The sequence below is a fragment of the Rhizobium sp. Root1334 genome, from assembly GCF_001426665.1.
Classification (GTDB): Bacteria; Pseudomonadota; Alphaproteobacteria; order Rhizobiales; family Rhizobiaceae; genus Pararhizobium.
Map to the genome: position 1 here is coordinate 149,112 of NZ_LMEY01000002.1, position 22,867 is coordinate 171,978.

A 22,867-nucleotide genomic window follows, 5' to 3' on the forward strand; every position below is an offset into this window, starting at 1 on the left:
GACTTTGATGGTGCAGTCTTTTCGCTGGTTTGGAGGGATTCGCTATGGGACAGGTTCCGCACGGCAACGCCACGACGACAGAGGCAGTCCGTCGAGCAGTATAAAATAGTCAAGAGAGCTTGGGGCACTCTCCAAGCGCTACGGGATAAATCAGAAGACCGTGGCCAAAGGGCGTAAGCGCGCTTCTCGTCTGTTATCTTGGCAGCGGCGATAGTCGGTTGAGCCCGAGATGATGACCCTGCGCACCCATTCGATGATTTCCTCCCGCTTGGAGAATGGCAAGCTGCTGAAATCGTCCGGAAGACGCCATGCTAGTCGTCGACGTTCCGCAGCACTGATGTCATCCATATCATGGCGGTAAAGAGAACGAGACTGGTGCGGCAAGCTCGCCTTGAAATAGCCTTGCACCAGTCGATAACGCCGTTCGATGCGGGGCAGGACCTCGAAGCTCGTCAGAGATCGGGGCAAGCGTTCGCCCCGAATCCATGACAGCAGAGTTTTTTCGTCGAGGGTCTCGCACCGTCGAACGACGGCGCGGTAAAGCTGCCAGTAGTCCTCGCCGAACCGGCGCTTCTGATAAATCAGCACATCTTAAAATCTGGCCGGATCACCGGTCACCTCTAACAATGGCTCAGGGAGAGGACTAATCGGTTTCGGTTGTGGCCGTCTGGGCGCAGACGAAGATGGAGTGGGGTCTTGTTGGAGAGGATCTGTCCCCGGCCTGGAGCGTGGAGCAGTTTCCGACTTGCGCGGAACGGCGTTGTCCGATTTCGCACGTGGTTGTATGGATCGTATGTCCTCGGCGGAATGTGGCGCCCCGAGCCGGCGGATAATCGCGTCATGTCCCGGACGCAACTGTTTCTTCAACTCTGCCGTCAATTCCTTCAATCCCGCATACCTTGCCAATGGCCGTCCATGCGGCCATTCAAGATCGGTGGCGGCCGTCGATGGCTGTCGAGACCTATGAGATAGGGCTGAACGTTTTCCAGCACAGGCTTTGAGGTGATTGGAGCAACGCGCGCTTCGCAGAAGTCCGAGATTTTTCGTTGAAAGTGATGAGATAAGAGATCGTGCCTTGCCATACTCTTACTCCATTTCTCTCGGCACCAGTGCCGAGGGCGAGCGGGAATAGGACTGGACATTTAACAAAACGGTATTGCGGCAAGTGCGAGCATTTGCGCCCGGTGGTTAAAGAGCAATTCAGGGAGGCTAGAACTGACGAATGCAGCCCTAAAAACAATGGCATTTGTCATTCATTTGCATTGTGATACCGGTCAAAGTGGAGATCGATATGGCTGCAAATGCACTGGTACAAACTCGTATTGATGCCGAGGTTCGGGATCGTGCCTCCACGGTGCTTGGAAATATGGGGCTGACCGTATCAGACGCGGTTCGTATCTTACTCACACGAACGGCCAACGAGGGTGCGCTGCCGCTCGAGCTGCTTTCGGGCAGCGAGGCCCATGACGCGTGGTTTCGCACCAAGGTACTTGAAGCGCTGAACGATACTCGACCGGACGTCTCGGATGATGAAGTCGAGGTGCATTTCGCTGAACGCCGGGCGGCAGCCCGTCTCAAAGCAGCTGAGCGCAAATCGTGAAGCTTACTTGGTCTGCGTTCGCGTTATCCGATCGCGATGCCATCTTTACGTACATAGAATTAGAGAATCATCAGCGGCCATTTTGGTCGATGAGCGGATCGTTGCCGCCGTCCGCCGGTTGATAGATTTCCCCGCAAGCGGTCGTGTTGGCAGAATTGCCGGCACCCTCGAACTGGTTATTAGCGGTACGCCGGACGTCGCGGCGTATACAATCACCGAAACAGCGGTCCGTATTCTTGGCGTCCTACATGGCGCGCAGGAATGGCCAGACACTTTGTCAACGAGCTAGACTTTGTTTTCGATGCTGAGACACAACAGGTCGTTGGTTCGAACCAAATCAAGGCGTTCACTTGTAAGCTTCGCCCAATTTATCTCTTCGGGGCGGCTTTAGGCTTGGGTTGATACAGACGCCGTCTCACGTTCGACCTTAGGGCATTGCGGAGATCTTTGTCGACGATCGAAAGGTCGAACCATTCGGGATCAAAGTAGCCGCCGCACCACTGGATGGTTTCGCCATATTCGGGATGTTCCCGGTCGTCGATGATCTCCAGGAACCGCTCATATCCCGACACCCCACCAACGTCTTCGGGCGGTCGAGCCCTATCGCCAGCGATGCAGGCCCCGTGTTTGGGCGTGGTAGTGAGTGTTAAGAAGTCCTCGACCGCGACGGTGTGTCGCCAGCCGTCACCGAAATCATAGTGGTAACTGAAGACAGCCCCTTGCTCGAAGTCCAGCAAGCGAACCTCTCTCTGATCGAATACCCGAGGATCGTCGTCAGTGGCATCCTCTGTCAGGATCTCGACGTCTCCGTACCGAAGACCACCGATGCGGAACTCATAGAGGTGATAGTTCCACCAGTTGAAGCCGGCCTGAATTCCCAGATGCACATGCTCCAGGTTCCAATGGGCCGGCAGGAGCAGGCGACGCCAGACGTCCGGCTTGATCTCATCGATGGAAACTCTAACCTGTACAGCGTTTGCGGCTTTGAACATTGCCCGAATGAACAAGGTTTGCGGAAGGTCGTCAAGTCCGTCGCTCGCGCCGCCTGTCAGGATATTGTTAGGTGTCGTTGATTCAATTCTCACCAGAGCCATAGATGAGGTGGATAGCGTCGACCGGAAGATGCGCCTGGGGGAGCCGAGCGTGTTGGGGGAACAGATTTCACCGTCGCAGCGACAGGAAAATCTCCACCGTCGAGACCACCCGCAGCATGCTGACGCCAGTGAGGGTATGCGCGATGTCAATCAAGCATGACCATCTGAGCCGCCACGTGCCCCTTGAAGAACATTGAGAAGGAGGCGATGCGGGGAGGCAGGGCCTGATAGGGTGGGTAGCAGAGCGTCACACAGAGATCGGGCGGCGCCCACCCTTTCCACATATTAACCCGGCGCTGCTTCTCAAGTGGTCACAGCGCCGGGCGGAAACCTGAAATCCGCCATCACAGGCGCGATTGAATATGGTCGTGGTCGCTCCATCCGGAGTCGAGCGGTGCCCCAATTATACAATGGACGCCGTAAACGTCATAGTTGAGGTCTAGATGACCCCGAAGCTGGCCAGACGAGAGGGCTTCAATCAACCGGGATCCGAAGCCCCTGCGGGTCGGCGGCGTGACTTGTGGCCCCCCCGTTTCTTTCCACGATAACGTGAGTTGCGCGTTGGTATCCGAGACGTCCCATGACACCGCCACTTTTCCGGAACTGGCTCCCAACGCGCCATATTTTGCGGCATTCGTGGCCAGCTCGTGCAGAATGAGCGTGAGGGCCACGACGGCTTTCGGCGAGACGTCGATATCGGGGCCGCTGATGTCGAACTGTTCAGGTGGATAGGGAGACAATGCTTCGGAAACTGCGGTGCGAAGGCTCGCGGCCTCCCACCTGCCACGCGTCAGAAGGTCGTGCGCTCTGGCAAGGCTTTGCAAGCGGGCGTCGAAGGTGGCCCTCGCGATGTCGATGTCATTGGCGTCGGAAAAAGTCTGACGGGCGATAGCCGCTACCGTCGCAAGGACGTTCTTGACGCGGTGGTTCAGTTCACCGATTAGCAGCTCCTGCACGCGCTCCGCTTCCTTTCGTGGCGTAATGTCGCGGGCAATTTTTGAAGCGCCGACGATCCTCCCATCTGCGTCATAGATTGGTGAGACAGTTAGCGAAACGTCCAGAAGCCGTCCGCTGCTGTGCCGTCTGACGGTCTCATGGGTCTCTACCCGCTCTCCTGCCTTAATGCGGGCGACGATGTGCGTCTCCTCGTCGACGCGGTCATCTGGAATAAGAAGTGTGACCGACCGGCCCACAATTTCCTCGGCCGAGAAGCCATAGAGCTCCTCGGCGCCGCTGTTCCAGTCTGTAACCGTCATGGCGAGGTCGATGCCGAGGATCGCATCTTCCGATGAGGAGATGATCGACGCCAGGCGTTTGAGTTTTGCCTCGTAGCCGACCCGTTCCGTCGTTTCGTTAACGATACATAGAACGGCGAGCACATGCCCGTTTTCGTCGGAAACAGGCGAATAGGAAATGTCGAAGTACACCGTTTCCGGTACACCGTGCCGCTCGATATAAAAGGACCTGTCCTTGGCAACGACAGTCTCGCCGGAGTCGCGAACCTTGAGCAGAAGTGGTTCCAGGTCGTACCAAAGTTCGGCCCAGTTTTCTTTCGCCGGCCTTCCTAACGCCCTGGGGTGCTTCGTCCCGATCGATGGGGCGTATGCATCATTATAGATGGCAGTGAAGTCATCACCGCAAAACATCACGATCTGTGCACCGGATGGAATTGCGATATCGACGGCACACTTCAATTGGGATGGCCAAAACGACATCGGTCCAAGACTCGTGCTTGCCCAGTCATGGTTGCGAATGATCTCAACCATCGAACTCTGATCGGAGGTGGCCGGATGATTGTACATTGAAACCCCTCGCGCCTGCCATTTATTTGAAGGCTTCCGGTTAGCAAGTCAACGCATATTAAGGCTGAAACTCTACCCGTTTCAAGCGCAAAGCCTATTTTGTACATAGTGTTAGCGCAACACGCTAACTCGGGTGGGGGTTGGCGATTTGATTGCGCTCAAGGCTGTCGGTTGCGCCTTGGCGGGGTTGGCGGAGCGTATCCATTGCGGCGGCACTTGCGAGCTTTGTTAGACGGGAAAAGCGCCGGTACATGCGATAGTTGGGTCGTAGAAAATCAGGACGCTTGGTTGTTCAGCCCTGATTGTTGATTGCAAAGACGCATAGATTGAGGCGCTTCACACCCGATCGTACGTGAACGATGTAAGAAGGCTTGTGACGAAATTGCTGGCCTTCTCTTTGACGAGAACTTCGGTCCACTCGTCGGTTCCCCGCAGCATCAGCCCGGTGTAAATACTGTCGACGGCAGCCTCTTCGATGCGCTTGATATGCGCGAGGAATGAAGCCTCGTCGCCGGATCTATAGAGGTCGCGAACGACCATTCTCAGAATTTCCTGGATCGCAATTTGCCATGCGGTGTTGATAGCTTGAAGTTCACTGGTTTTCTCGCTCATCGGATCTCTAATGATTTCTGGCAGGGCTTGCCGCATGCCGTAGCGTCAGGCACAAAAAAAGGCCAGGCAATCTGCCTGACCTCGAGAGGTAGTTGCTTTCGACAGTGCCAGTACATCCGTGGTCAACGGAAAGCAGTTACCGATTATACGGCCTGAAGGTTGCAGGCAGACATCTTGCCCGACTTGTTGTCGCGCTCGAGATCGAAACCGATCTTCTGACCTTCTACGATTTCGCGCATCCCGGCGCGCTCGACTGCAGAGATGTGAACAAAGGCGTCTGCGCCGCCGTTGTCAGGCTGAATGAAGCCGAAGCCCTTTGTGGAATTGAACCATTTTACGGTGCCAGTGGTCATAGTAAACCCTTTCATAGCAATATAGATGACCGCAACGCAATGCGTTACGGATGACGATAGCGATCATTTTAAAGAGAGGGTTCGTTCAAAACGCGGTGCCAGTCGCGTGGTAACCAAAGCTCGGCAAGAAAAAATCGATAGCTCAGCTTGTAGCCGATTTGCACTGAGGCGTCAATGTTTGGTTTCGACAGTGATTTTCTGTAGAATCCTGGCGTCAATCTTTCGCAATATCTTGCGACAGGCAATCGATATTCATCAAAAAATTCACATCGCATGCTGCACGCATCACAGGCATCATTGAAGTTTTGAGAAAGGCAAATATAACATCAACGCGGCTCTTCTCCGGATGATGGGCGCCATCGATTTTCAATATGCGCCGAGCATTGTAGCGGAAGATAAATATGCCTAAACAGAAAAAGCCCGCTGTTGTCAGCACTGGTATCGCCGGCCTGAATGAAATCCTGCGCGGTGGGCTGCCTGCGTCGAACCTCTACATGCTACAGGGTGCGCCGGGATCGGGCAAGACCACAGCCGCGCTGCAGTTTTTGCGCGCCGGTGTCGAGGCCGGCGAGAGCTGTATTTACGTCACGCTGTCTCAAACGGCCGCAGAGCTCGAGGCAATCGCCGTGTCGCACGGCTGGACGCTCGACGGGATCCGGGTGGAAGAGTTGTCCACGTCGGGCGCCGTTAACGAGGCCGATGACCAGAGCATATTTCTGACCGCCGATCTCCGCCTGGACGAGACGAGAAAGACCATTGAAGCCGCAATCGAGGAGCATAAGCCTCGTCGCCTCGTTTACGACTCCCTCCTCGAGGTTCACCTGATCACCGGCGATAGTCCTCGCTTTCGCCGCGAATTGATCGCCTTCAAATCGTTCCTCGCAAAAAAGAACGTTGTCGCACTGCTGTTGGATACACAGACGCCGGGCTACGAACGTAGCGGCGAGGAGGTCGAGGGGCTTGCCCACGGCGTTATTCGGTTCGACAAGTCGCTGGAGGAATATGGGGGCGTGCGTCGCCGTATCGAGGTCTCCAAGATGCGCGGCGTGCCAATTGCCGACGGCTATCACGATATGGCTATCCGTGAAGGCGAGGGCGTTGTCGTGTTTCCCCGCATCATGCCCAGCGCGGCATCCGAAAGCTCCAAGCCGCAGCTCATCAAATCCGGGGTGGCCGAGCTTGACGAAATGTTCGGCGGTGGCCAGGAACCTGGAACCACTACATTGGTCATCGGGCAGTCAGGCACTGGCAAATCGACGATGTCTTCCCTTTATGCGACGGCAGCGCTCGAACGCGGCGAAAATGTCGCTCTTTTTCTGTTCGAGGAGCGGCTGGAGACTTTCTTTCGTCGGTCCGAAGGTTTGGGCATGGAGCTCAGGCAGTTTCACAAAGATGGCAAGCTCATTCTGCGAGATTTCAATCCCAATGAAATCTCGCCAGGCGAGTTTGGTCAGATCGTCCAAGACGCCGTCACGCAGAACAAATCACGGGTCGTGGTCATCGACAGCTTGACCGGTTACCTGAACTCTCTGCCCCATCGCGAGAAAGCGGTTCGCGACATCCAGTCGCTGCTGAAGTACCTTGCTCGCTCAGGTGTCCTGACGATGCTGATCGTTGCTCAGCACGGTCTGATCGGCCAGAATGTCGGCATCGATGTCGATGTCAGCTTTCTCGGCGACACTGTTCTGCTTTTGCGGATCATGGAGCATGAGGGGCGCCTTCGCCGAAACATTACCGTGGTCAAAAAGCGTCACGGTCCACACGATCTCAATATCCGTGAGTTGATCATCGAAAGCGGAAGCGTCAGTGTGGTTGCCTATAATCCCCTGCCTGATCCGAAATGAAGGCAGTCCCCACCGAAAGTGAGCTCGACTGGGTGCTCGTCCTTGCTCCCTTTCGCAAGGACGCCGATTACGTCGCTGCCTTTCTTCGGGAACAGAAGATCGAGGTCAAGGCTGCCAAGGCCGACGGCGATCTTGTCGAGCATCTCGCTTTGTCTCCGGGTATCATCGTCATCACCCACGAGGCACTCAACCCGGAGGTTGTTGCGCGGATTGCCGCCCATCTCGCCGAGCAGCCCGACTGGTCCGAAGTGCCCATCATCGTTCTTTTGGAGCGCGCGGCGTCCATTGCGCGGATTCGCGACCAATTGCTGAAGCCCTGGCCCGGCTCGCGTCTCTTATTTTTCACGCGTCCGATCGCGCCCCTAGAGTTCGTGAACGGGATCCAGTCGAATCTGTTGGTGCGGCTGCGCCAACGTCAGGTCCGCGATTCAATCCAGCGGGAACGAGAATTGCGTCTGGAGCTCAATCACCGGGTAAAGAATATCCTGGCGAGCGTCACATCGATTTTCCATATGACACGGCGCGGGGCCACGTCTGTCGATGAACTGGCAAGCGATTTTGCCGGTCGTCTGCAGGCGCTATCCAACGTCCATAGCGCTGTCTTCGAGGCCGGCGGCGAGGAGGTTTCGCTTTCAGCCGTCGTTGACCTGACGGTGTCTCCATACAACAGCGATGGCGTGAGCCGCATCCATGTCACAGGGCCGGATCTCGTTGTTAGCCGGGAAGCCGGAACAACCATAGCGTTATGCCTGCACGAGCTGATAACGAACGCCATCAAATATGGCGCCCTCTCACATCACGATGGGCATGTTGAACTCTTGTGGTCTGTTGCCGTAAACGGCAGTTCCGAACTCTCTCTCGACTGGACGGAAGTCGGCGGGCCGGCTGTGCGAGAGCCAACGCGGCAGGGTTATGGCACACGATATGTGCGCTCCGCGCTCGGATCGTTATTCGGCACGGTTCCGGAGATCGTCTTCGCTCCGGATGGTTTTCGTTTCTCAGTGAGAGGGTCGTTGGCCCGCTTAGCACGACAATAGATTGTGAGATTTTCGTCAATTACACACTGAATGGTCCTTTTCCGTAACACCCTGGAGGATAATCCGGTTCCTCCCTGGATCAATCCGTCTTTCCGCGCGTTCATCCGGTTCGCTTATTAAAAAAAGACACATGTGCAAGCGTCAACGGCGGAGAGTATGAGGGATGACGCAAACAGGGATCACAGTCGTTGTCGTCGAAGACGAGGCGCTCATACGGATGGATATAACAATCTCGCTTGAGAACGAGGGGTTCATCGTGCTCGAAGCTTCAAATGCCGATGAAGCTATTGACATTCTGAACGCCCATCCGGAGATCCAGGTGATGTTCACCGACATCGACATGCCGGGCAGCATGGACGGATTGAAGCTGGCTTCTGCTGTTCGCGACAGGTGGCCCCCGGTCAAAATCATCGTGGCTTCGGGCCACCGTCAATTGAGCGATGAGCTTTTACCGGTTAAGGGCAAGTTTTTCAGCAAGCCATACAATCATGCCCGCGTCATCGCGACGATGAGAGAAATGCTGGCGGCGGCGTAGGCATAAGCTGCGATCGGAAGCCCGCCTTTCGAGGCGAGCTCCCTGGTTTTCCAACCGCGCCAGAAATCCATGCCAGCGCCGGGTGGAAATGCCCGCGCCGCTTCTTGCTTCGGCTTTTCGGCGATCATCGCTTCGGATGTGACCAGCAGGGTATCCATCCGAGCAGGGGCGCAGGGTTTTGGGCGCCGTGTTTACGTCGGTTTGTCCCACGGCGCGGAAATCGGCATGCCGAGCAGCTCACGACAGCAAGCGAGCCTTTGCGCGCGATAGCGATTGCCGAGGAAGACGTAGTAGCGGATCCGATGGAAGTCCTCGGGCAGGACGTGTAACAGAAAGCGGCGGATGAACTCATCGGCCGATACGGTCATGACCTTTTGCCGATCACCGTGCCGATAATCCTTCCAGCGGAAGCGCACCGCGCCATCCTCGATATCGACGAGGCGATTGTTGGAGATGGCGACGTGTCCATAATTGGCTGGAAGATGAAGATGCAAGCGGATCAATAATGTAGATTGCCTAATGAGGGTTATGCACCTGAAAGAACGCGAGCTTTAATCCGTATGGCGCCGCCAGACGCGCTGCGGGCAGGGCTTTTGACGGCCGGACAGAGGGTTCGAGATCCTGCCTTGTCGGCATGGCGGCATCGGCAGGCTTCGGCATCGAATTGAACCCCAGGCCATGTGCGACCTTGCTGGCCACCGACTCGTCAACATTCATCAGATGGGAGACCATCTGCTCGCGGATCGCTGGCGTCTGTACCTTCGACAATTCGAAGATCAGCGCGGCGACGATATGGCGCTGCTCGGGCGGTGTCTGGCTAATGAAAAACTGGCGTGCTTGGCTATAATGGTCAGCGAAGCTTTCAGGCCGCAGCCGGACTTTTGGTCCCTGTTCTTCGGCGGGAAAATGGCGGTATCCCTGCACGGGTGACTCTCTGGGGCCTTCACCGAACGAATTCGGTTGGTAGTTTGCGCGACCGACTGGGTTACGCATGGCCATGTGGCCGTCCTGCTGGAAGTTCGCGAAGGGACACTTCGGCGCGCTGATAGGCAGATGCGTGAAATTCGGGCCGCCGAGACATTTCAACTGGGTATCGAGGTAGGAGAAGTTCCGGCCCTGGAGCAGTGGATCGTTGCTGAAGTCGATGCCCGGCGGCACGTTCTGGGTCATGAACGCGACCTGTTCGGTCTCGGCGAAGAAGTTGTCCGGCATCCGATCGAGCACGAGCCGGCCGACTGGCTGCGGCGGCAAGATTTCTTCGGGAATGATCTTGGTCGGATCGAGGATGTCGAAATCGAAGCTGTCAGCGAATTCCTGGTCAAAGAGCTGAACCTGCAGTTCCCATTCAGGGAAATTGCCGGACTGGATCGACTGCCTGTCAATCGGCGCGTCTCTCGACAGACTGACCGAATTCGGTCTGACTGGTTCCACTGGAAGGGACAAGGTGACTCTGGTCGTTCGTAGCATTCGACATCGGAAGGCTCCTTATCGTTACACTTTTAAAAGGGGATTAGGCGGTGTGGATTCCCGGCAGGCACTGATCGAGCTCCATGCGTTTGGGATCGGCAAGCTTTCAAGTCACGCCATACCGATTGTCTGTGGCGCTCATCGTGTGACGCCATACAAAAAGGCCAGGAAGCCGCCCGCTGCCGCAGCCGCGATCGGCTGAACCCGCACCTTGCTGCGGAACTCTTCCATCGCCAGGCGGCCCGCTCCCGAGGCTGCGGCGTGGAGCAAATCCTTTAACCGGGCGACTTCCAACCGCAACGCCCTGAGCTCGTCCTGATTTTCGGTTTTCCGGTCCGTCGCCGCCAGCGCCTCGTCAACGAGCGGTGCTGGCTCTTCGATCGGAGTGTCCGGTGCGACTTGGTCATCTGTCATGTCTGAACTCCTATCCGAGGTTTTTTACTCCGTCTTCTCGGTCCCCGCCGGTGCGACGGATTGCGAATCGCCGCCCGTGCCGGATTCAGCCGTGGGATCCCGGTCTGTTGGTGCGGTCTGCATGGTTTCTCCAGCAGGTGCAGTGTTGTCGATGACCTTCTGATCGGTCGGTGTGACCACCGCCTTCGTATCGGTCGTCGTGGTTTGCTTCGTTTCCGTGGCGGCGTCGTTGTCTACAGCCTCTCCATACATGCCCGCGATAGCCCAGGCGATGGCGGCGAGGACGAGGCCGCCTATCAGCACCATCAGTACTGGTCGACCAAGCAAGCCCTGCCGTGCCTGCACGGGCGTTGCCTCGACGACCTTCTGGGTCTCCACTCTTGAAACCGTATCGCCGCGTTCGTCTTTGTAGGTGCTCATCGGATATTTTCCTCTTTTTCACCTCCCGTAACCACTGGCGCGCGTGAATGTTCCGCCGCCTTCAATAGCCTGCGGAATGCGACATTCGCCCGATCTCGTCGAGAAGATCGTCGGCAGATGAAAGCGCCTCTCCAGATGGTGGCAAGACCGCAGCAAAGCGGGCAGTTCTACGCTCTTCCAGCCGACGCTCGCGAACTTGGCCATAACGCTCGCGCACCTCTGCGATATCGATCTCGCCGTCGATCCAAAGCTGCGCCAGCATCATGAAATCGGCGTCACCGTCGATCGGGCTGTCGGACGCTCTGGCCCTCTCGATCAGATATTGCATGAAGGCTTGTCGGTCGGTCGCGGTCATGTCTTCCTTCAACTCCCAATACAGTCCGATTTCGATATCGAGCACTGGCTTCCTAAATTAGGTCGAGAGGCTGCGCATGCTCTCAGGTCGATATCGCTTCGCGCTCGAGGGCAGCCTGACGAAAGACTGGCCACTGCGGCCAGCGCTCATTCCATAAGGCCTGCCGCCCGAAGGGCTTTCTCGATCGTCTGCTGGATTTCCGTTCCTTTTTCTAAAGAAAATGGGGGTTGAAAGGTGTTCGCTGGCGGCTCGTGCGACTTTCCGGGATCAAGGTTCACCCGTTTTTCGAAGGATGCGATCAAACCCCAGGAGCGGGCGATGTGCTGGGTCGAGGAGATGCCGACATCCAGCATATACGGGGCAGCTCTGCCATAGCCCGATGTAACATCGATCGGCGTTCCATGTCCCATCCCTCCGAGCTGGTAGAGCTCGAGGGCTTCGCGCCCGTCCGCGCCTCTCCAGACGATCCTTTGATGGCGGTCGAGCCGTTCGGTTGCGGGCGGCTGTTCCAGCTCATGCACGCCGTGCCACTGTTCGATGATCGCGGAAGCGTTCGCGGGGACGACCGTTTGGTCCTTTGTGCCTTGCCATACCGAGATCGTCGGCCAAGGCCCATCGTGCTGGGAAGCAGACCGAAGAAGCATCTGAAGACTATCCGGTCCGGGCAGGCCATGCCCGCGCATGCGGTCAAACGCTTCCGGAACCGTCGTCGCAATACCATAAGGGAGGCCTGCAATGATTGCGCCACCTGCGAAAAGCTCCGGATGCGTTGCGAGCATCACGTTCGCCATAGCTCCACCTGCGGACAGTCCGGTGATGAAGATGCGGCTCCGATCGATGTCGTATCGCGAGGTCACAGTTCCGATCATCTGACGGATGGAAAACGCCTCTCCCTGGTCACGCCGGATGTCGCCGGGTACAAACCAGTTGAAACAGGTGTTGGTGTTGTTGCTCCGCGTCTGCTGGGGGAACAACACTGCGAAGCCATAGTCGTCCGCGAGGCGAGACCATCCGGAGCCGTGGTCATACACACTGGCCGTCTGAGTACATCCATGAAGGACAACGACCAGTGGCGCGCGAGGCATGATCCCTTTTGGGACATGAATTTTCGCCTCGAGGGCGCCCGGGTTAGAACCGAACGAGCCTAGATCGATCAGCCTGTCATCGAACAGCGGGGAGAAACTGTGGGCTGAGCGCAATTTACCCAGTCTTTCAATGGTATCGGAAATAGATCGCATCTGGTGCTCCTAGCGGCCTTCGGCGAGAACCGCCCGATCCCAACGCAGTATGCGGCAAAAGGTTGCTGCGCTGCACAAATATTAATGGCGTGGCATTGTACTTGTTCGTGACCTGGCGGCCTGTACAGAACGCCAGCCACCAGAACGTAGCCGATCGCGGGCCTCCTCAGTAGTTGAAGGGTGAACCTGGGGGCGGCGACAATATGCCAGTTCGGCCTATTCCAGATTCTTGGCTTGCAGTATCGTTTCCACCTGGCCGCCGGGCGATGGTTGACGGAACTTAAGGGCTACCCACCGATGCAACTCCTCCAGACCTGCTTCGGTCGGAATATCATTCCTCAATAAGAGCTTTCATCATCAACGGTCTGGGGCTGCGAGCCGATGGCGACGCATCGCGTTCCAGGCGAGTCAGGTAGGAATGCATAGCGTTGGTACTCATACCCGTGTCTTGCGACGTGCTCCGACAGGCATCATACGATCGTTGGCTTAACCGAGGGAACTGATGTCGCCCGCTCTTCTGCCTGCTCATCGTCGACTTCGACCGGAAGCGTCCCATTAGGTGTGAGACCATCAACCGCCTTGGGAAGATCGCGCGTCAACCTGGTGAGGATTTCTTCCTGCGACAGACCGGTCCGCGAAGCTATGTCTTGGAGAACGTCGGGACCGAGAGCGTCCGACAGGGTGCGGTCATTGATTTCAGAGTTCGGGCCATCCTTGACCCAAGACTTGACCGTCTCGCCATGGCCGGTCTGGCTAAGCTGATCAAGCAGGCCACCGAGCCCACCGCTCAGGATGCCACCTGCGCCGGAGGTGCCCCTCAGCAAGTCGGCAAGGCCACCAAGCCCCCCACTACCGCCCAGTCCACCTCCCAAATCGCCGGGGCCGCCGGACTGACCTGCAGTGGCCGGATCGCTCCCGGAAGTTCCGCTGGGATCCGTGCTGCGCTGGAGATTCCCAGTGAGGCCCTTCAGCATTTCAGCGATTTTGTCCCGGTTCTGAAATCCGGCGACGGCCAGTACGCTGAGAAGTGCGGTCATTGCGCTGCGTGACATGATGATCTCCCGTATTTCGTGAACTGCTCACTAACTCGATCGGCGGCCTCATGTTCCGTCATGAGATTAATGTTGCAAATTTCAAAAGTTTTTTTCCCGTCGGTTACACGGCGATTGGAACCTTCATGACCTTCGAAGGTTGTCTGGCCCGAGGATCACTCAACGATCCTGCAAGGAGACACAAATGAAGAATCTGCTCATCGCAACGGCGGTCATCGCTTTTTCCGCGACGTCGACATTCGCTCAGACGGCGACCCCTACACCGAACCCTGATGGCGACACTCCGGCAGTCGCGACCCCTTCCGACCAGAACGCCACCGCACCTGTAGAAGGTGCGAACAGCTTCACGGAAGGCCAGGCCAAGGACCGGATCGTCGAAGCTGGGTATGCCGACGTCACAGAGCTGAAGCTCGACGACAAGGGCGTCTGGCAGGGTAAGGCCACGAAGGACGGCAAGGCCGTGATGGTGTCGTTGGACTACCAGGGCAACATCGTCGCCAAGTAAACGCAGCCAAGAACAACAACAACAACAAGGAGACACACCATGACCAAGACAGTCACAGGACTATTCGACCACTATTCCGATGCAACTTCCGCAGTCGACCAGCTCAAGGCGGCAGGGATTTCCGACAGCGACATCAGCATCGTCTCGAACAATGCGGATGGCCGCTATAAGGACAACGATGTCGGAGAAGACGCAGGTGCCGGCGCTGGCATCGGCGCGGCGGTTGGCGGCGTCGGCGGTCTGCTGACGGGGCTTGGCATCATGGCCATTCCGGGTGTCGGCCCGGTCGTTGCGGCTGGCTGGCTGGCCGCCACGGCTGCTGGTGCTGTCGCGGGCGCTGTTGTCGGCGGAGCTGCTGGCGGCTTGATCGGCGCGCTGACAGATTCAGGCGTCGATGAGCGCGATGCCCATGTTTATGCGGAAGGCGTCCGACGCGGCGGTACGCTTGTTACCGCCAAGGTCGACGAAGGGCGCGCCGCCGAGGCCGAGGCCATTCTGCAGCGGTCGAACTGGGTCGACCTGCCGACGCGACGGAGCGCGTACGAAGGACAGGGCTGGACGGGCTTCGATCATGCATCCGAACCATATAGCCAAGCGGAAATCGACGCAGAGCGCGCGCGTTACGCAGGCCGTGCGTCGTCGGTCTGATTTTTCAAAGGTTCAGGGCCGTCACGCGGCCCTGAACACTGATCGCTATCGATCGTTGCCGGAGGGTGTTGCAGCTCTTCTTTTAGATTCTGTGCGTCGACAACGCTTTAAAGCGGGTGATGCATCCATTTGCGTCACCCGCTTTGTCAAAGCACAAACAAATGAGGTCAGGGTCATGATGCAAGGCGGCAGTAAGACAATCGGCAGCAGGAGTCTTTCCCGCCGTGAAACTGAACTGGAGGAATATTTCGCGGACCTACCCGACGGGTCAATCGAACAAGAGGCCGACCCTCAGCCGCAAGCGTTCGACGATCGACAATTTCAGGAAGAACTCCGTCGGCTTTCTGCTTACGTGTCTCATCTCAAGCGAAGCATATCGGAATTCGCGGAATCACCGAGACTCTCACCAGAGCCGGCGCGCCCGCAGCCGAACTATGCCACCAAGATCGCCGGGCTAGTGGGCGTATTGATTGTGGGGGTCGCAGTCGGTATGACCGCGCGCCTGTTGGCTGGACGCAAATGAGCCGGCGCCTGGCAAGCCGATACAAACCGCACTGACATGAGGGTTCTCCTAGGTTGATGCATTGCAGCACTAAGGATGAGATATTCTCCAAAGGATATCGTTGCACCTGCGGCAGGCGTCGGGGCGACCCCGGGCTCGGCGACTCGGCCGAAGGGGAAGCGCTTCCGTACCACCGCATGCTGGGATGGTGCAGGAGCGGTTAAAGCTGAGCCTCAGGGAGAGATTTTTACCCCTTGGGTTTCTGCTTTGTACCGGCGCTCTTTCCATCGGAACTCTTGGAACGCTCCTCGAAACGTTCAGCACCCTTGGCCAAATCCGAACCCTTTCGTGCCTCCACCTTCTTCTCTTCCTGTGCAGGGCGTTGGTGCGGGGATCAAATTTCAACGTTTTGCAACTATGTGGCTGCGATCGAAAATAGCACGATTGATCCAGCATGCCGCACAAGCATAACGCCGCCCGCCGCCATCACTTCGGTAAAATGAAGTTCAAAGTGACGAACTGGGCGGAGTATGAGGCGGGTCTTCGCCGCCGTGGCAGCTTGACCCTTTGGATAACGCCGGAGGCGCTGGCGGGCTGGGCAGCGCCACGTCGAAAGACGCGTGGTGGCCAGCCTCTCTATTCGGATCTGGCGATCGAAACTACGCTGATGCTGGGCATGGTATTCGGATTGCGTTTGCGCCAGAGCGAAAGGCTTCTGCGTTGATGGGATTGGAGTTGCCTGTGCCCGATCACACCACGCTGAGCCGACGGGCCAGAACCTGGAAACCATCGGCCGGAGGCAACGACCGGCAGCATGTGGCGGACGGCGCCATTCACGTTCTGTTCGACAGTACGGGGCTCAAGGTCTATGGCGCGTGCCAATGGCTGGAAGAAAAACATGGCGTAAGGTCCCGGCGTAGCTGGCGAAAACTGCACCTGGCTGTTGATGCCGACAGTGGCGAGATCATTGCTCATAGTCTGACAGATCCGTAAACCGGCGATGCCTCGCAGCTGGAACCTTTGCTGGATCAGATCAAGGATGAAATCGACCAATTCACTGCCGATGGAGCCTATGATGGCGATCCATCCTACGACGCAGTTCTGCGCCACAGCGCAGGCGCGAGGGTCGTCATTCCACCGCGCTCGAACGCTGTTGAAAGGCCCAACGCCCAGGCGTCCTGCCAGAGAGACGCTCACATCGCATCGATGCAGATCGATGGTCGGCTGAAATGGCAGACGTCCACCGGCTATGGCAAACGGGCTTTGGTTGAAACCGCGATGGGTCGATACAAGGGCCTCATCGGTCCGCGGCTACGTGCTCGTTCATTCCGTGCGCAACAGACGGAAGCTGCGATCGGCGTCGCCATCCTTAACCGAATGCTTGCCTAAGGACGCCCGAAATCCGTTCGTTGCCAAGCCTCGATGGGAGCAACCCAAATAAGCGGCCCATCAAAGACTGAATTCCGCACATTTGCTGATCCCCGCACCAACGCTGGGCCAGTCGGGATGGCCGTTCAGGATCGGTGGCCGCTTGCGGTAAATGATCAGGCTGATCAGATAGGGGCGGACATTTTCTAGCACGCGCCTTGAGGATATCGGCAAAATACGTACCTCGCAGAACTTCGAAATTTTTCGCTGAAAATGACGTGATGAAAAGTCGTGTTTGGGCATGCTCATTCCATTTCTCTTCGGCACCAGTGCCGAGGGCGAGCGGAAATAAGCGGTGGCTTTTAGCAAAGCATGTATGGTTGGCGCGCCCACGCCGCCGTTTGCAAACGTCGTGAATGATATATAAACAGATCTTAATTTTCAAAATGGTCCGTATTTTTATCTTTCTCATTGACTGGACGAGATGATTTTGCGCACCGAAGCGCCGAGCCCGATCAGCATATCGTGGATACGTGGTCGCGCAGGATGAGGATGCGTGCCTCCTCGATCTGCACAGGCAGGTGGCGATTGCCGAGATGCCAGGCGAGTTCCATGAGGTGCAGGCGGTTCTTCGGCGTCACTTCGTAGAGCGCCTCGTCGGCGGCGATCACCTCGATCGTTTCGCCAGTCTCCGTCAGGAGAAGATCACCGTGGGCGAGTTGCACGGGCTCCTTGCGGTCGATCATGACCACATCGTCATGCTGCATGTGCAGGAGCTTGCGGCGCACATGGCGCTGGTCGTGTACGAGCACGACGATGTCGATGGGCGTGCGGCTTGCGCTGCTGTCATTCGGCAGGATTTCCGTTGAGCGATAGGGCAAAGATGGCCTCGTTTCAGCTTGATATTCGGACGACGGGTCAGGATGGCGCCGTTCCGGGCGCGGGCGCGGTTTTCCTCCGGTGTCGTCGATTCAGCCAATTCCCTCTTGGCGTTCTTTACTGCCAAGCGGGTACCGGCGTTGATTCTGCCCGAAAGCTGCATCCAATGCGAACGCGACACGGCTATGATATGCTCTTCCGAAAATCTCTGCTTCTTCATAAGTCCATCCTCAATGAGACTGAGCGCGTGATTTCGTGCAGTAGAGAAACGACCTGTCTTGACGAGGTCAAAAACCCAAACTAGGATTCTGTTAATGACGCAGACTGTTCGGAAGCGTGCCGTATTCTTCATTGGGGGCTACGAACCAAAAACGCCAAAGGCGTTTTTCTACCGGCTTTTCAAACAAGTTTCTCGCTTCGACAAACTTTGGGGCTATCACTCGGACGTCTCATCCGTCGAGGTAATACAGGACAATGAGGTCGGCGTCGTGACCATCTCAACAAGCGCGGTCCAGGAACAGTGGTCAACAACAACTGATTTCAATTTCCTGTGCTTGGACAAGATCGTGCTGCGCGACTTCGCGCGCCCGATGCCTATGAGACTGTTTTATTATCTCCGCGCATTTGCCGATTTTTTGAGTTCCGGCGCCGCATTCCGTTTCTTCAGCAAGGCCTGGCGGTTTGGGCTCTATTTCGTTTATCCATTTCTCATGCTGACAATGTTTGCCGTGGTCGCCTACATTTTCGCGCACTTGACCTTCCATTCGCTTGGTCTCGCAAGTGGACTGGTGGGTATGTTGACTTTTGTTCTGGCTCTCCTAGTGGTGGGGGAGCGGTTGTCCACAAATCATCTGATGGATTTATGGTCATTTTCGCTTGATTTCCTCCGTGGAAGACGGACGGACGCCGACGCGATATTGCAGCGATTTGGTGAGACCGTCGTCGCGAAAACAAAGGGTGAAAACTACGATGAGGTCATTTTGATCGGCCACAGCACGGGTGGCCTGTTGATGATTGATGTCGCCGCACGCTGTCTTTCAATTGATAAGGAATTTACAGGGTCCGCACCAAAAGTGGTTCTTCTCACCTTGGGGTCGACGGCACTTAAGGCCGGCTATCATCCAGCCGGTAAGATTTTCCGAGAATCCGTCGAACAACTCATTAAGGATGATAAATTGGCATGGGTGGAAATTCAGTGTTTGACTGACGCCATTAATTTTTACAAGACGGACCCAGTTGAGGAAATGGGCCTTGAGCCGAAGCCGGATCGGGCTTTTCCGATCGTTCGGAGCATTAAAGTAAGGGATATGCTGCGCCCTGATACATACGCGCGCATAAAAAGGAACTTCTTTCGCGTGCACTATCAATATGTATGCGCAAATACAAAACCCTATTGGTATGATTTCTTTCAGGTTTGTTGCGGTCCGACGTTTCTGTCAGCAAGGGTAGAAGGCCGTATTGTTGGCGGGCTTCCAGCGGAAGGGGCACGTTAGTTTGACACCTGCGTTTGCTGAATTTGTATGGGCCGTTGGTCTTCTCGCGTGGGTTATTATTCGCGTGCCGCATCAGAAACGCGCTCGCAAGACACAGGTGGCGAGCAACGCCAAAACGTTCAAGGATCGCTTGGCTTTGGCTGCCGCCGCCGCTGGATTATGCCTCGTTCCGATAATTTTTGTCGCGACGGGCTTTCCCGCCTTTGCCGATTACACGTTTCAACCTTGGCTCGGCTGGTTGGGGCTATTCGTCGAACTGGCGTTTCTTTGCCTCTTTTATTCTAGTCATCAACAGCTTGGGAAAAACTGGTCGGTGACACTGGAAATTCGCAACGAACATACACTCGTGACTGACGGCCTTTATCGTTATGTGAGACACCCAATGTATCTGTCATTTTGGCTTTGGGCCATCGCTCAGTTTTGTCTTTTGCCCAATGGCATTGCGGGGACGGCCGGTCTTGCCGGTGTTGCATTCCTCTATTTCTCCCGCATCCACCATGAAGAGGCGATGATGCGCCATGCGTTTGGAGCATCCTACGACGAATATGCTAGACATACTGGTCGCATCATCCCCAAACCCTGGTAACTAATGAAGAAGCCGCAAACTCCTATCGAAAGCTCCATAAGCCGCCGTTCTTTTTTGTGCTCGGTTCTGGCCGTCGCCATTACCGCTTTCCAAGCGAAACCGACGTTTGCAGCTGCCAAGGTTCGGCGTGGAGGGCACCCGCAAGTGTACCTGTTGCGCGGATTGGCGAATATTTTTTCGACAGGCCTTGATGAAATTGGCAAAAAGCTTCGCGCAGCGGGTGTCGACGCGCATGTCGAGGGATTCACGGCTTGGCGGTCAGCCCTGAACAAGATCGTCGCCGACCGGCAGAAATTTGGGCCATCACCCGTTATCCTCGTTGGGCACTCGCTCGGCGCAAACGCCATTGTCTCGCTAGCGCAGGCATTGGAAAAGCACGGCATCGTGGTGGATTACATGGCAACGTTTGCTGCCACGAGCCCTAGCCCCTTGCCACCAAACATCAAACGAGCCGTGAGTTTCTACTTCTCCAGCCATAGTTGGGGAGTAGCATTGACGAAAGGCCCGGGTTTCAGAGGTAGGCTTGAGAAGCGCGACCTCTCTCGCGATCCGCATGTCAATCATTTCAATATCGAGAAGCAAGCCCCACTTCAGGATGAAGTGGTCAGCGGCATTCTTCACGCCTTAAGATAGCGAATTGAAAGCCCCGCCTGCGCCTGCGCGGAATCCCGTCAGGCACCGATTTCCGTTTCTGAGTCAGGCGGCTGCATCAACAGCGGCAAGCGTAAGGACGATGTCTCTCGACAAAGGCTACGAGGCTCGATGCTTTGGCCTACCAGGCAGCGCATTGATCTCAAGCTCTTGTCTCGTAGCAAAACGCCCGAGTATCTGGGAGATCTTACTGGTTTTCGATTTGTTTGGTCAGGGTGTTCCCCCTCCGCTGGCGTTTTGAGTTCCAAATAATGCTTATCAACTCACATTTGCCATAGGATCGACGCAGGCGCTGCCCGGATTTTTTCGCTGAACGGCGTCACACGGTCATGATCGTGAAGCAAAACCCCTTGCACGAATTTGTCGCCCGCCGCTTCTTGAAGTTTTTTCAGGCCGGAAAAATCTTTCGATCGCAGCGTCGCTGCGGATTTAACCTCGATGCCGACGATCCGGCCTCTCCGATCCTCGAGTACGAGATCGACTTCGTCCTGTTCGCGCGTCCGGAAATGTGAAGGAATAACGTATCTCTCACTCCAGGTAAGAAGTTTGAGAACCTCGCCGACGACAAAGCACTCTAGCAGAGGCCCTAGACGTGTCCGGTCGGAACGGATCGCTTCTGCGTCGGCGTCGCGCAAAGTTGCTAGCAGACCGCTATCCAGCATGTGGAGTTTTGGCGACTTTATAAGCCTCGACAGGCGATTGGTGAACCAGGGGGGAAGTGATCGCACGAGGAAGAGGCGATCCAGGACCGCGACATACTTTTGAACTGTTGGGATCGAAAGACCAAGCGCTGTTGCAACGGCTTGATGATTGACAAGTTGTCCCACCTGTTCCGAAAGAAGCCGTGTTAAGCGCGGGAGCTTATCAAGCTGTTCAAGATTTGCGATGTCGCGCACGTCCCGGTCGAGGACAAGCGCCAGATAATCTTCATGCCATGCTCTTCGACGGTTAGGGTCGGTTCGCCGCAACGCCTCCGGATAACCGCCTTTTAGAATTGCTTCGACGAGACTTTCACCGATGACAGGTGGGGCTTCGACAACAGGTCCCTCTCCCTCAAATAGGCGATCAATCAGACGACCCGGCGAACCAGAGATTTCGGCTTGTGCCAAAGGAAGCAAGGTGATGATCTCTATCCGACCGGCAAGGGAATCACCGACATTAGGAAGCGCCATGACGTTGGCCGAGCCAGTCAGCAGAAAGCGGCCCGGCCGTGGATCGTTATCGACGCTTTGTTTGATCGCCAACATAAGGTTTGGCGCCCGTTGGATTTCGTCGATAACCCCAGAGTTCGCGCTGCGGATGAACTCAACTGGATCTCGGCGTGCGCGATCGAGGGTCGCCTCGTCGTCGAGAGTGAGATATGGCCTTTCCGTCGTCACAAAACGGCGCGCCAGCGTAGTTTTGCCCGCTTGTCGGGGGCCAACGATCATAACCACTCGCGTATCTTCGAGGGCTGCTTCAACCTTGCTTTCGGCGTAACGGCGAAAGAGGGGGCGAGATGACGGGGCGGTATTCATCCGCAATTCTTAATGCATTTGTCCGCGAAATTAAAGTGCTGTGACCGCGATTCTTAATTAAAAGGTTCGCGGATCGCAAATGGCGCCGTCAAACCTTAACCCCTGCGAAGGCAAAAGTGAGCGTCAAATACGGTAGCGCGATTCGGATGCCACAGTGCGGTGACAATGGTGCCACCGCTAGTAGAACATGTAATTGGGTAACATGCTAAATCGCGGGCCGTGGGCTTTGCTTTTTCGTACGCGTTAGGTTCTGGCGGGTGCTATACTTCTGGGTTGCTATGCGTTTGTGTCTACCCATGAAGCTCATCCGCGGTAAACAAACATGAGGGTATGGAACCAACTATTGAAGTGGAAGTTATTTAGCCGCGAGAATTACCAAGGGATTGAAACATGAAAAAAATCGTCATCACCCTGCTACTCTCCGTCGCTGCGACCCCATCGTTTGCCATAACGCGCTTGAACCCGCTTTCGATGAGTTGCGAACAAGCTCGAGCGATGGTCCATCAACGTGGTGCTGTCATCTTCCGCTGGACTTCACCCCGAGGTCTGCCGCTCTATGATCGTTTCGTTCGCAACAGCCGTTACTGTGACACAAATCAGTACGCCGAATGGAAGAATATTCCCACAAACGACGATCGCAGCTGCCCTGTCTTGAATTGCCAAAACATCGACAACTACGATGGGTTGTTCATTGTGCCGCAGCATTCATTGTAGGAATTTTCACACGCTATAGAACCAAGTCTTCGTTGACCTGGGGAGGCAACGTCTCATTTGGCACTCGTCGTTGTCCTATGAGAAGACCGGCTGCAAAGCGCAACTTTCGTTTTGCCCCCTTCAGGCTAGATATAACGCAGTTGTGTGATCGGGGCCGGAGCCACTGCAAATATCACCATCG

General features: G+C 56.2%; 22 protein-coding genes and 8 pseudogenes. 14 read left to right on the plus strand and 16 right to left on the minus strand.

Translation table 11 applies throughout. The annotated features are described in order from the left end of the window. Nucleotides 1-44: 44 nt before the first annotated feature. Nucleotides 45-187, plus strand: a pseudogene (locus ASD36_RS30515) (IS481 family transposase); the annotation flags it as partial. A 17-nt stretch (nt 188-204) separates the two neighbouring features. Here ASD36_RS30515 and ASD36_RS29820 read toward each other — a convergent pair. Beyond that, a pseudogene (locus tag ASD36_RS29820) lies at nt 205-1,082 on the minus strand (hypothetical protein); the annotation flags it as partial. A gap of 209 nt (nt 1,083-1,291) precedes the next feature. Between ASD36_RS29820 and ASD36_RS08235 the strand changes: the two are divergent. Together ASD36_RS08235 and ASD36_RS29825 are read left to right on the plus strand one after the other, a co-directional pair. Next, nucleotides 1,292-1,600 (plus strand): type II toxin-antitoxin system RelB/DinJ family antitoxin, encoded by a 309-nt coding sequence (locus tag ASD36_RS08235; RefSeq protein WP_060509815.1) that lies wholly within the window; start codon nt 1,292-1,294, stop codon nt 1,598-1,600. Continuing rightward, nucleotides 1,597-1,889, plus strand: a pseudogene (locus ASD36_RS29825) (type II toxin-antitoxin system RelE/ParE family toxin). Before ASD36_RS08235 ends, ASD36_RS29825 begins: the two are co-directional and overlap by 4 nt. Nucleotides 1,890-1,968: 79 nt before the next feature. On the opposite strand, the gene ASD36_RS08240 reads toward ASD36_RS29825, so the two are convergent. The 5 genes and pseudogenes from ASD36_RS08240 to ASD36_RS08255 form a co-directional block, all read right to left on the minus strand. Further along, nucleotides 1,969-2,592, minus strand: a complete 624-nt coding sequence (locus ASD36_RS08240) for a plasmid pRiA4b ORF-3 family protein (protein WP_060509938.1) — start codon at nt 2,590-2,592, stop codon at nt 1,969-1,971. Nucleotides 2,593-2,840: 248 nt separating this feature from the next. After that, nucleotides 2,841-2,990 (minus strand): annotated as a pseudogene (locus tag ASD36_RS30900) (LysR family transcriptional regulator); the annotation flags it as partial. Between the two features lie 48 nt (nt 2,991-3,038). Then, entirely contained in the window at nt 3,039-4,496 is a 1,458-nt protein-coding gene (locus ASD36_RS08245) for a PAS domain S-box protein (RefSeq protein ID WP_060509816.1), read from the minus strand. Between the two features lie 336 nt (nt 4,497-4,832). Beyond that, nucleotides 4,833-5,108 carry a hypothetical protein gene (locus ASD36_RS08250; protein ID WP_060509818.1) on the minus strand — a complete coding sequence of 92 codons (276 nt, stop codon included), beginning with the start codon at nt 5,106-5,108 and terminating at the stop codon, nt 4,833-4,835. A 143-nt stretch (nt 5,109-5,251) separates the two neighbouring features. Beyond that, nucleotides 5,252-5,461, minus strand: coding sequence for a cold-shock protein (locus ASD36_RS08255; RefSeq protein ID WP_027687039.1), 210 nt, complete (start codon nt 5,459-5,461; stop codon nt 5,252-5,254). A 401-nt stretch (nt 5,462-5,862) separates the two neighbouring features. On the opposite strand from ASD36_RS08255, the gene ASD36_RS08260 reads away from it, so the two are divergent. The 3 genes from ASD36_RS08260 to ASD36_RS08270 all read left to right on the plus strand — a co-directional run bounded on the left by ASD36_RS08260 (nt 5,863) and on the right by ASD36_RS08270 (nt 8,877). Then, nucleotides 5,863-7,305 (plus strand): ATPase domain-containing protein, encoded by a 1,443-nt coding sequence (locus tag ASD36_RS08260; RefSeq protein ID WP_060509820.1) that lies wholly within the window; start codon nt 5,863-5,865, stop codon nt 7,303-7,305. Next, the gene (locus tag ASD36_RS08265) at nt 7,302-8,342 is read left to right on the plus strand and encodes a sensor histidine kinase (protein WP_060509822.1); all 1,041 of its coding nucleotides are present in this window, start codon (nt 7,302-7,304) and stop codon (nt 8,340-8,342) included. The genes ASD36_RS08260 and ASD36_RS08265 overlap by 4 nt, the downstream gene beginning before the upstream one ends. A gap of 163 nt (nt 8,343-8,505) precedes the next feature. Then, a complete protein-coding gene (locus tag ASD36_RS08270; protein WP_060509824.1) occupies nt 8,506-8,877 on the plus strand; it encodes a response regulator in 372 nt (123 codons plus the stop codon). A gap of 287 nt (nt 8,878-9,164) precedes the next feature. Here ASD36_RS08270 and ASD36_RS08280 read toward each other — a convergent pair. From ASD36_RS08280 to ASD36_RS08310, 7 genes and pseudogenes are all read right to left on the minus strand, one after another. Beyond that, nucleotides 9,165-9,353, minus strand: a pseudogene (locus tag ASD36_RS08280) (transposase); the annotation flags it as partial. A 130-nt stretch (nt 9,354-9,483) separates the two neighbouring features. Continuing rightward, a pseudogene (locus ASD36_RS08285) lies at nt 9,484-10,248 on the minus strand (catalase); the annotation flags it as partial. Between the two features lie 234 nt (nt 10,249-10,482). Then, complete coding sequence (locus ASD36_RS08290) at nt 10,483-10,758, minus strand: hypothetical protein (protein ID WP_060509829.1); 276 nt, start codon at nt 10,756-10,758, stop codon at nt 10,483-10,485. Between the two features lie 24 nt (nt 10,759-10,782). Further along, nucleotides 10,783-11,178 carry a hypothetical protein gene (locus ASD36_RS08295; protein ID WP_060509830.1) on the minus strand — a complete coding sequence of 132 codons (396 nt, stop codon included), beginning with the start codon at nt 11,176-11,178 and terminating at the stop codon, nt 10,783-10,785. A gap of 61 nt (nt 11,179-11,239) precedes the next feature. After that, nucleotides 11,240-11,578 (minus strand): hypothetical protein, encoded by a 339-nt coding sequence (locus ASD36_RS08300; protein WP_037102822.1) that lies wholly within the window; start codon nt 11,576-11,578, stop codon nt 11,240-11,242. Between the two features lie 101 nt (nt 11,579-11,679). Beyond that, nucleotides 11,680-12,771 carry a PHB depolymerase family esterase gene (locus ASD36_RS08305; RefSeq protein ID WP_060509832.1) on the minus strand — a complete coding sequence of 364 codons (1,092 nt, stop codon included), beginning with the start codon at nt 12,769-12,771 and terminating at the stop codon, nt 11,680-11,682. Between the two features lie 470 nt (nt 12,772-13,241). Beyond that, a complete protein-coding gene (locus tag ASD36_RS08310; protein WP_060509834.1) occupies nt 13,242-13,823 on the minus strand; it encodes a YidB family protein in 582 nt (193 codons plus the stop codon). A 184-nt stretch (nt 13,824-14,007) separates the two neighbouring features. On the opposite strand from ASD36_RS08310, the gene ASD36_RS08315 reads away from it, so the two are divergent. From ASD36_RS08315 to ASD36_RS29830, 4 genes and pseudogenes are all read left to right on the plus strand, one after another. Continuing rightward, nucleotides 14,008-14,328, plus strand: coding sequence for a PepSY domain-containing protein (locus ASD36_RS08315; RefSeq protein ID WP_060509836.1), 321 nt, complete (start codon nt 14,008-14,010; stop codon nt 14,326-14,328). Between the two features lie 39 nt (nt 14,329-14,367). Next, entirely contained in the window at nt 14,368-14,976 is a 609-nt protein-coding gene (locus ASD36_RS08320; protein WP_037102812.1) for a general stress protein, read from the plus strand. Between the two features lie 175 nt (nt 14,977-15,151). Next, complete coding sequence (locus ASD36_RS08325) at nt 15,152-15,499, plus strand: hypothetical protein (RefSeq protein WP_060509838.1); 348 nt, start codon at nt 15,152-15,154, stop codon at nt 15,497-15,499. 433 nt (nt 15,500-15,932) lie between these two features. Beyond that, a pseudogene (locus ASD36_RS29830) lies at nt 15,933-16,867 on the plus strand (IS5 family transposase). 60 nt (nt 16,868-16,927) lie between these two features. On the opposite strand, the gene ASD36_RS08340 reads toward ASD36_RS29830, so the two are convergent. Next, nucleotides 16,928-17,155 (minus strand): hypothetical protein, encoded by a 228-nt coding sequence (locus tag ASD36_RS08340; protein WP_060509841.1) that lies wholly within the window; start codon nt 17,153-17,155, stop codon nt 16,928-16,930. A gap of 177 nt (nt 17,156-17,332) precedes the next feature. Next, a pseudogene (locus tag ASD36_RS08345) lies at nt 17,333-17,727 on the minus strand (urease accessory protein UreE); the annotation flags it as partial. Nucleotides 17,728-18,039: 312 nt separating this feature from the next. Here ASD36_RS08345 and ASD36_RS08350 point away from each other — a divergent pair. Genes ASD36_RS08350 through ASD36_RS08360 form a run of 3 tightly spaced genes read left to right on the plus strand, consistent with a single transcriptional unit; the run spans nt 18,040 to nt 20,437 of the window. Next, a complete protein-coding gene (locus ASD36_RS08350) occupies nt 18,040-19,218 on the plus strand; it encodes a hypothetical protein (RefSeq protein ID WP_060509845.1) in 1,179 nt (392 codons plus the stop codon). Nucleotide 19,219: 1 nt separating this feature from the next. Then, nucleotides 19,220-19,804, plus strand: coding sequence for a protein-S-isoprenylcysteine O-methyltransferase (locus tag ASD36_RS08355; protein WP_060509847.1), 585 nt, complete (start codon nt 19,220-19,222; stop codon nt 19,802-19,804). Between the two features lie 36 nt (nt 19,805-19,840). Further along, on the plus strand, nt 19,841-20,437 hold the full coding sequence (locus ASD36_RS08360; RefSeq protein ID WP_060509939.1) for a lipase: 597 nt from the start codon (nt 19,841-19,843) through the stop codon (nt 20,435-20,437). Between the two features lie 281 nt (nt 20,438-20,718). On the opposite strand, the gene ASD36_RS08365 is transcribed toward ASD36_RS08360, so the two are convergent. Then, the gene (locus ASD36_RS08365) at nt 20,719-21,972 is read right to left on the minus strand and encodes an ATP-binding protein (RefSeq protein ID WP_060509849.1); all 1,254 of its coding nucleotides are present in this window, start codon (nt 21,970-21,972) and stop codon (nt 20,719-20,721) included. Nucleotides 21,973-22,362: 390 nt separating this feature from the next. Here ASD36_RS08365 and ASD36_RS29835 point away from each other — a divergent pair, with 390 nt between their 5' ends. After that, on the plus strand, nt 22,363-22,686 hold the full coding sequence (locus ASD36_RS29835) for a hypothetical protein (RefSeq protein WP_082562709.1): 324 nt from the start codon (nt 22,363-22,365) through the stop codon (nt 22,684-22,686). Nucleotides 22,687-22,867 lie beyond the last annotated feature (181 nt).

Excerpts from the sequence above, each read along its gene's own strand:
- ASD36_RS08315 (WP_060509836.1), top strand. The coding sequence starts at position 14,008 with ATGAAGAATCTGCTCATCGCAACGGCGGTCATCGCTTTTTCCGCGACG.
- ASD36_RS08260 (WP_060509820.1), top strand. The coding sequence starts at position 5,863 with ATGCCTAAACAGAAAAAGCCCGCTGTTGTCAGCACTGGTATCGCCGGC.
- ASD36_RS08365 (WP_060509849.1), bottom strand. The coding sequence starts at position 21,972 with ATGAATACCGCCCCGTCATCTCGCCCCCTCTTTCGCCGTTACGCCGAA.
- ASD36_RS08255 (WP_027687039.1), bottom strand. The coding sequence starts at position 5,461 with ATGACCACTGGCACCGTAAAATGGTTCAATTCCACAAAGGGCTTCGGC.
- ASD36_RS08350 (WP_060509845.1), top strand. The coding sequence starts at position 18,040 with ATGACGCAGACTGTTCGGAAGCGTGCCGTATTCTTCATTGGGGGCTAC.
- ASD36_RS08240 (WP_060509938.1), bottom strand. The coding sequence starts at position 2,592 with ATGTTCAAAGCCGCAAACGCTGTACAGGTTAGAGTTTCCATCGATGAG.
- ASD36_RS08290 (WP_060509829.1), bottom strand. The coding sequence starts at position 10,758 with ATGACAGATGACCAAGTCGCACCGGACACTCCGATCGAAGAGCCAGCA.
- ASD36_RS08245 (WP_060509816.1), bottom strand. The coding sequence starts at position 4,496 with ATGTACAATCATCCGGCCACCTCCGATCAGAGTTCGATGGTTGAGATC.
- ASD36_RS08325 (WP_060509838.1), top strand. The coding sequence starts at position 15,152 with ATGATGCAAGGCGGCAGTAAGACAATCGGCAGCAGGAGTCTTTCCCGC.
- ASD36_RS29835 (WP_082562709.1), top strand. The coding sequence starts at position 22,363 with ATGAAAAAAATCGTCATCACCCTGCTACTCTCCGTCGCTGCGACCCCA.
- ASD36_RS08295 (WP_060509830.1), bottom strand. The coding sequence starts at position 11,178 with ATGAGCACCTACAAAGACGAACGCGGCGATACGGTTTCAAGAGTGGAG.
- ASD36_RS08235 (WP_060509815.1), top strand. The coding sequence starts at position 1,292 with ATGGCTGCAAATGCACTGGTACAAACTCGTATTGATGCCGAGGTTCGG.
- ASD36_RS08270 (WP_060509824.1), top strand. The coding sequence starts at position 8,506 with ATGACGCAAACAGGGATCACAGTCGTTGTCGTCGAAGACGAGGCGCTC.
- ASD36_RS08340 (WP_060509841.1), bottom strand. The coding sequence starts at position 17,155 with ATGAGCATGCCCAAACACGACTTTTCATCACGTCATTTTCAGCGAAAA.
- ASD36_RS08265 (WP_060509822.1), top strand. The coding sequence starts at position 7,302 with ATGAAGGCAGTCCCCACCGAAAGTGAGCTCGACTGGGTGCTCGTCCTT.
- ASD36_RS08310 (WP_060509834.1), bottom strand. The coding sequence starts at position 13,823 with ATGTCACGCAGCGCAATGACCGCACTTCTCAGCGTACTGGCCGTCGCC.
- ASD36_RS08320 (WP_037102812.1), top strand. The coding sequence starts at position 14,368 with ATGACCAAGACAGTCACAGGACTATTCGACCACTATTCCGATGCAACT.
- ASD36_RS08305 (WP_060509832.1), bottom strand. The coding sequence starts at position 12,771 with ATGCGATCTATTTCCGATACCATTGAAAGACTGGGTAAATTGCGCTCA.
- ASD36_RS08250 (WP_060509818.1), bottom strand. The coding sequence starts at position 5,108 with ATGAGCGAGAAAACCAGTGAACTTCAAGCTATCAACACCGCATGGCAA.